Below are 7,400 nucleotides of genomic sequence, written 5' to 3' on the forward strand. Positions count from 1 at the left end.
GCTGGATGGATGCGGCATCGGCGCTGCAGCAGAGTTGCGACGTGTTCTATTATCATGTCGCGATGCGGACCGGCATCGACCGGATGGCTACAATGGGTGTGCGCCTTGGCCTGACCGGTGCACCGCCGCTTGATTTTCCCGATATCGCGCAGGGATTTCTGCCGACCCATGACTGGGCCCGCCGGCGCCACATCACCTGGACCGCGGGGGATACCGCTGTCGAGGGTATCGGCCAGAGCTATACGGTGTTCACCCCGCTCAATCTTGCGACGATGATCAGCCGGATTGCCACCGGCCGCCTGATTGTTCCCCATCTGGTTCGCGCTATCGGCGGCAAACCGATCGCGCGCCCGGCGATCGCACTGATCGGGCTCGACGATCCCCATCTCGCGACGGTGCGCAGGGGGCTGAATGCCGTAGTCAACACAACGCTCGGCACCTCGTGGGACGCGCGGCTGGTGCTTGGGGGAATTCGCATGGCCGGCAAGACGGGTACCGCGCAGGTCATCGACGAAGACGCCGCGATGGAGGCGGAGAATTATGATGATGCACGACTGCCCTGGAAGGATCGGCCCAACGCCCTGTTCGTGGGCTATGCGCCGGTCGAAGCACCCCGCTATGCGGCTGCGGTGGTGATCGAGCATGGCACACTGTTAGGGCCGGTGAAGGCGGCACGGGCGCTTTTCAAGGCGGCATTTCGGCAGGAGCAGGCCGTTGGCTGATGTCGGCACATCCGTTCCGCCGTCTATGCGGACGCCCAACGCAGCTCGATCATGTTCAAATTCCATAGCGCGAATAACAATAATTCGACCTATGTCAATATCCAGCAATGCCGGTTCTGCCGCTTCGGAAGCGGATGAACTCCTCGGGGCGATGTTGCTGCATGCAGCGGCCGATGACGGAGCCCTCGAGCACGTTGAGTGCAGCGAACAGCGTCGTCGTGCCGTGGCGCTTGTAGTCGTGGGTCATCGTGCCGCACCGGCCGGGCTTGATCGGTAGGCCCGGCTGTTTGCGGTCGAGCGCCTAGATCTGGCTTTTCTTATCACTGGACAGCACGACGGCCTGCGTCGGCGGGTCCATGTAGGGGCCGACGATGTCGGAAAGCTTGGCGGCGAAGTCTATCACATCGTTGAAGCCGGCGTGGTCGCCTCCCCTTTCCTCTGCACGCCCATGTCGATAAACCGGGCGGCGACATGAATGACAACGCGAAATCCCCAACGGGCACCGATCTGTGGCAGACCTATCTCGATTGCCCCGCCGACCTGCGGACGGTGATGAAAATTGAAGCCCTGAGTGCTCCCTCGGCCGATCAATACCGTCTTGCCGCTCATCTCTCGCAGAGCGATCTGCCGGGACCGAAAGGAAAGCCATGGTCCTATAATGCTGTCCGTGTAGCCGTCGATACCCTAAGGCGCAAAGGGTTGATCACGACTCGCGAAGGTTGCAAAGCGATTCTGCTGCATCCTGTCTCGGTTGACGCGATGGCCTCGCCGGAGGTCGACGAGCTCCTTGCCATTGTCGACGCCGCGTACTCCACGACTTACGCGCGGATGCTCAGTTCCAATGGCCGATATCAAGGCGATTACAATTCACTAGTCCGACTGCTGCGCCATTCGATCTACAGGAACGATGGTGAAAAATTTGCGGAGCTGTGCGACTTTCACGACAAGCATTGTGCGCACCATGATTCGACCAAACTGCTGGCGACGCTCTTTTCAGATCCACCGATCGGGATCGACTGGCTGAGTAGTCGCCATCCGGTGATTCAGATCGGTCTGTTCAAAGCGAAGCTGGACGGGCAGTTCGCATTGCATGACGCAACGCCCGACCTCGAAACCCTGCGGACCTATTTCCGGACGGTCAAAGATCAGCCAGCGTTTGCGGCTCTGGGTCCGGCTCTGCTCGACGATGATCTGATCGCAGGCAGAATCGATGAAGCCAAGGACCGTCTGGTGACATTGATCGACCCTACCAGCGTCGATGCTTTGTGCACTACGGCTGCATTCCAGTTTCTGACCGGCCAGGGCGATGCCGCGCGGCAGTCCTATCGCCGCGCGCTGAAACGCCTGCGCAAGGATCGTGGCCGGAGGAAAGCCTTTCTCCATGATTTTCACGGGGTGTTGTTTCTGCTCAGCTTGATAGAGGCCAACGACGCGGCCGTGCATCATGAGATCAGCACCTACATCGATAGTCTTCTGTTCGCAGAGACGCGTCAGATCGGTGCCTACCAGAGCCTGCAGGCCTTGCTTTGGCTCAGTCAGGGGTTTGACGCCAAGGCGGCTGGCCTCCTTAAGACACTTCGACGGGACGCCCCCTGCCCGCTGCTCGATCTCGCCATGCGTGCCCTCGCTGAATACGCGGTTGATCCCGAACTCTCCCGCAAACATCGGGACAGTATTGTGGTTGAATTCGGGCGTCTGAACGAGCGCCTCCCCCTGTTCGCGCGGATCCATGCCGAGATCCTGGTCGAGATCGCACCGGATCCCGCCCCCTACCAGGCTTATCTTGCGGATATTGGTGGCTCGATCACCCTGCGGTTCGCAAATATCATTCGCCTCCAGGAGCCCTGGCAGCGTGCCCTCGATAATCTGGGGGTTCTGTTGGGCGCACGAGCCCCACGGCCCGATCCCACGGCAGCCCGCGAGACGCCGGGCAAGCGTCTCGCCTGGTTCGTCGATCCAGGCACCAAAGTGATCGACGTCGTCGAGCAGACGGCAAAGGGTGACGGCTGGTCGGATGGCCGGCCGATCGCCCTGAAGCGGCTGCATGAGCACGACCCCCGCCTAACCTATCTGACCGCGGAAGATCGTGCAGGTCTGGTCGGCCTGCGTCGCGAGGCCGCCGGCTGGGGGGACAGCGAGGTCTATTATTTCGATCCTGTCCGCGTACTGCCGGCGCTGATCGGTCATTCAGCGGTGTTCGATGCGCGGCAGCGGTCCCGTCCGATCGAACTGGTCACCTACCCGCTGGAACTGATCATAAGCAAGAAAGGCAAGGACTTCCATCTCGCGCTATCCCATACCGCCGATGAACCGGCCGTTTTCCTCGAAGCGGAAACCCCAACCCGCTACCGGGTGATCGAGTTTCCGAGACGTATGCTCTCTATTCAGGATATCCTCGGCAGGCACGGACTGACGGTTCCGACCAAGGCACGCAATCAGGTGATCGCCCTGATCCGCGGCACAAACCCCACGCTGCCGATCCGCGCCGAGATCGATGAGATCGAGCAGGAGGTGCAGCCGGGTATCACGGCGCCGGTTGTCCAGATCATTCCGCAGGACGACGGGATCAAGCTCAATCTCATGGTCCGACCGTTCGGTGCCGAAGGACCGGCCTATGTCCCCGGACTGGGCGGTCGTTCCGTGTTGACCACGATCGCCGGACAGCAGATTCGTGTCAGCCGTGACCTTAAAGCCGAGATCGCCGAGCGCAACGCATTGATCTCCGCCTGTCCGACCTTGCGTGATCGTCGCGGCACAGAGGCCCATGAATGGGTGCTCGACGATCTTGAAGGCAGCCTCGAATGTCTCCTCGAACTGCAGGCCTATGCCGGTACTCTTGCGATCGAATGGCCGGAGGGCCAGCGGATCCGGGTTCACGCAGCCTCGTCCGATCGGATGAAGGTAAAGATCAGCCGCGATCGGGACTGGTTCAATGTCGATGGGACCATCACCCTCGACAAAGATCGCGTGCTGGAAATGCAATTTCTGCTCGAAAGGCTGAGACGCACACAAGGGCGGTTCGTCAAACTGGAGGATGGCAGTTTCGTCGCGCTCACACAGCAACTGCAGAACCAGCTGCGGAAGCTGACGGCAGTTTCCGAACTGCATCGGTCCGGGCGACGGGTGCACGCGCTAGGCGCCGCTGCACTCGAGGCGGCGTTGGCGGACGGTGGCGCGATCACCGGCGACGCCGCATGGAAGCGCCAGATTGAACGGATCACCGCGGCAGAGGGCTGGACCCCTGCCCTGCCTAGTCATCTCCAGGCGGACCTGCGCGATTACCAACTGGATGGCTTCGTGTGGCTGTCACGGCTTGCTCGCTGGGGGGCCGGCGCCTGCCTCGCCGATGACATGGGCCTCGGCAAGACCGTCCAGGCGATCGCCGTGCTGCTCGAACAGGCGCAGTCAGGCCCCTGTCTGGTCGTAGCACCGACCTCGGTCTGCCCCAACTGGGGCGCGGAAATTCGTAGGTTTGCCCCGACGCTGGCGGTCCATCGCCTCTCGGCCAGCAGCGATCGTGCCAATCTGATCGGGGCGCTTGGACCAAACGACGTTCTGATCTGCACCTATGGATTACTCCATCAGGAGAGCGTGCCGCTCGCTGGCGTCAAATGGTCGATGGTCGTGCTGGATGAGGCCCAGGCGATCAAGAACGCCGATACCAAACGCGCGCAGGCGAGCCTCTCACTGCAAGCGGATTTCCGGGTGGTGCTGACCGGAACGCCGGTCGAGAACTATCTCGATGAATTGTGGAGCCTGTTCAACTTCCTCAACCCCGGTCTGCTCGGTTCGCGCGAAGGGTTCCAGAAACGGTTCGCCATTCCGATTGAGCGGGATCGCGATCCCGAAGCCCGCCAGGCGCTGCGGACCCTGATCCGGCCGTTCCTGTTGCGCCGGACCAAGGCCGCGGTGCTGAGCGAACTGCCGCCTCGGACTGAACAGACCATCGTGGTCGAAATGAACGAGACCGAGCGCATCTTCTATGAAGCGTTACGCCGGCAGGCGCTCGACAATCTGGCCGAACTGGATACCCAGCCGGGTAAACGCAAGATCCATATCCTCGCGGAGATCACCCGGCTGCGGCGAGCCTGTTGCAACCCCGCGTTAGTCGATGCGGACGCATCGGTGCCAAGCAGCAAGCTCGAGACTTTTCTGGGCCTCGTCGAGGAGTTGATCCGCAATCGGCATCGGGCCCTGGTGTTCAGCCAATTCGTTGGTCACCTCGGCTTGATCCGCGCTGCGCTGGATCAACGTGGCATAACTTATGAATATCTTGACGGTAGTACGCCGGCACCCGATCGGGAGCGTCGAGTAGCCGCATTCCAGGCCGGGCAATCGGATTTATTCCTGATCAGCCTGCGCGCCGGCGGTACCGGGTTGAACCTGACGGCGGCCGATTATGTCGTGCATCTAGACCCCTGGTGGAATCCGGCAGTCGAAGACCAAGCCTCTGACCGGGCCCATCGCATCGGTCAGGAACGGCCGGTCACGATCTATCGCCTGATCATGGAAGGCAGCATCGAAGAACGCATCCTCGCCCTACATCGGGACAAGCGTGACCTCGCCTCCGAATTGCTCGAAGGTGGCGAGGTCGCTGCTCGCCTGACCGAAGATGAATTGATCGATTTGATCCGGGTCTAGGCGGTCACCGAACTGCAGTCTCCAACCGTCGCGTCCAGCACGCTCCTGTTGGTCGACAGGTCCTCTGTCTGATCGAACGGCAAGGCCAGTTGATGCGGCGGATGGTCCTCCCCGCCCAGATTGGAGATTGTAACGCCAAGCAGCCTGACCGGTAGCACCAGAGGAAAACATGATCGCAAAAGATCGAGGCTGATCCGTTCCAGCTCAGATCTCGTGGTAATTGGCTCCGTGACGGACCGGCTGCGGGTGATCTGGCGGAAGTCGACAAATTTGAGTTTCACTGTGACGGTTCGCCCAGCTGGTGCGCCCCGCTCATACACAGACCATAATCTTGCGAACACCGAGGCAAGCGCTGGTCCCACCTCATCCCATGCCGTCAGGTCCCTCACGAATGTCGTCTCGGCGCTGAATGATTTTCGTTCACGGTCAGCCTCGACCGGCCGTTCGTCCTCGCCACGAGCGACGCCATAGTAATATTCAGCCGCCTTCCCAAAATGCCGCATGAGAAGTGCCAGCGATTGGCACCTCAGATCGAGGCCGGTAAAAATGCCCAGCGCATTCATCCGCTGTTCGGTCACCGGACCCACGCCATGGAACTTGCCGATCGGGAGAGACTCGACGAACGTTGGACCCTGCCTTGGCGTGATGACGAACAAACCATCAGGCTTGCGATGATCCGAAGCTAGCTTCGCCAGAAACTTGTTGTACGATACGCCAGCCGACGCGGTAAGACCGGTCTCCGCCCTGATGGCGGCGCGGATTTCGGCCGCGAGAGCCGTGGCCGACCCGCAATCTATCAACGGCGTTGTCACGTCGAGGTAGGCTTCATCTAGCGACAGTGGTTGGATGATCGAGGTGTAGCGACGGAAAATATCGTGAATCTGATTTGACACCGCCTTGTAGACATCAAATCGTGGCGGAACGAAAACCAAATTTGGGCACTGTCGTAGCGCCGTGATCGACGGCATTGCGGACCGAACGCCAAACTTACGGGCCTCATAGCTGGCGGCCGCAACAACTCCACGTACCCGGTTACCCCCCACCGCAACGGGCTTGCCGCGCAGCGACTTATCGTCACGTTGTTCGACCGATGCGTAAAAGGCATCCATATCGATATGGACGATGCGCCTGAGCGCCACGGTCGGTGTGGGGGTCAGATTGGTTCGATCCATCGCACAGACATTTTATCATACGTTCGACTTGGCGAGAACAGAACAGGATTTTCCGTCATCGGGATCGCTGCATCCAGCGCGTAGCGTACCGGGTTGAGCGCTTGTCGTGCGATAATCAGGCTTGATAATTGTATCGCCTCACCCGAGAATCGTCCCGACGGGTTGATTTGTTGTCTCAGGCCCAAACATCGGTGTGCCTCACGTACGCCGAACTGATTCTCGGTTGAACAGCAATCATCAAAAGTCAGAGCTCGCCGTCGAGGGCACCAAATCCCCCCTTCTCGTCTGCGGCTTTTCCCCAAACACCAGACGGCGTGCCGCATCCCGCCGCCAGTTTTTCAGCCGCTCCCCCAACGTTCGCAGAAGACGATCTGGAAAAATTCCAGGCTGTTCGCTTTGCAATCGATCCAATATCTCGAGCGTTGTCCGCCACGGCTCCAGCTCGAACCACCCTTGTAGTCGACCGATATAACGCCGCCAACGCGGTCGCCGCCCCCAGTTTGTCGTAACTCCGATAACCTACAAAGTGGCGAACCACCTCTTCGTTTTTCTGGGCCAATTCATTTCCTGCCGCCATGAAACCAATCACTCCACCGAATCTCCGATATCGTCAGGTTGCTCGAACGCCATCACAACATCGATGACGTTCATGCCGTACCGCTCGATCTTCGTGGTACCCATGCCAGGGATGGATCCCAGATCCGACAGACTGTGCGGACGTGCCTTGGCAATTGCGGCGAGGGTTTCATCGGTGAAAATCACATATGCCGGCAGATTTTGTGATTTGGCGAGATAAGCCCGTTCGGCCTTCAGCATCGTAAACAGCTGGGCATCGCTCTTCCCAAGCTCGATCCGCTCGGCCTTT

Annotated in this window: 5 protein-coding genes and 1 pseudogene; 2 read left to right on the forward strand and 4 right to left on the reverse strand. The window is 60.1% G+C overall.

Annotation, left to right across the window (positions count from 1 at the left end):
- A partial coding sequence (locus B7X49_RS17185; protein WP_286840380.1) for a penicillin-binding transpeptidase domain-containing protein occupies positions 1–722 on the forward strand: 722 nt, incomplete at its 5' end.
- A 127-nt stretch (positions 723–849) separates the two neighbouring features.
- Here the strand turns inward: B7X49_RS17185 and B7X49_RS17190 are convergent.
- Positions 850–1,116: pseudogene (locus B7X49_RS17190) on the reverse strand (IS630 family transposase); the annotation flags it as partial.
- 77 nt (positions 1,117–1,193) lie between these two features.
- On the opposite strand from B7X49_RS17190, the gene B7X49_RS17195 reads away from it, so the two are divergent.
- Positions 1,194–5,363, forward strand: a complete 4,170-nt coding sequence (locus B7X49_RS17195; protein ID WP_286704646.1) for a DEAD/DEAH box helicase — start codon at positions 1,194–1,196, stop codon at positions 5,361–5,363.
- On the opposite strand, the gene dinB is transcribed toward B7X49_RS17195, so the two are convergent.
- The 3 genes from dinB to B7X49_RS17210 form a co-directional block, all read right to left on the reverse strand.
- Positions 5,360–6,535, reverse strand: coding sequence for a DNA polymerase IV (dinB, locus tag B7X49_RS17200; RefSeq protein ID WP_286704647.1), 1,176 nt, complete (start codon positions 6,533–6,535; stop codon positions 5,360–5,362). The two genes, B7X49_RS17195 and dinB, sit on opposite strands and share 4 nt — an antisense overlap.
- Before the next feature lie 244 nt (positions 6,536–6,779).
- On the reverse strand, positions 6,780–7,124 hold the full coding sequence (locus tag B7X49_RS17205) for a hypothetical protein (protein ID WP_286704648.1): 345 nt from the start codon (positions 7,122–7,124) through the stop codon (positions 6,780–6,782).
- Positions 7,121–7,400, reverse strand: a 280-nt coding sequence (locus B7X49_RS17210; RefSeq protein ID WP_286840386.1) for an HRDC domain-containing protein, incomplete at its 5' end; no start/stop codon positions are given. The genes B7X49_RS17210 and B7X49_RS17205, both read right to left, overlap by 4 nt.

It is taken from the genome of Acidiphilium sp. 34-64-41, assembly GCF_002282635.1.
Lineage (GTDB): Bacteria > Pseudomonadota > Alphaproteobacteria > Acetobacterales > Acetobacteraceae > Acidiphilium > Acidiphilium rubrum.

Excerpts from the sequence above, each read along its gene's own strand:
- B7X49_RS17195 (WP_286704646.1), top strand. The coding sequence starts at position 1,194 with ATGAATGACAACGCGAAATCCCCAACGGGCACCGATCTGTGGCAGACC.
- dinB (WP_286704647.1), bottom strand. The coding sequence starts at position 6,535 with ATGGATCGAACCAATCTGACCCCCACACCGACCGTGGCGCTCAGGCGC.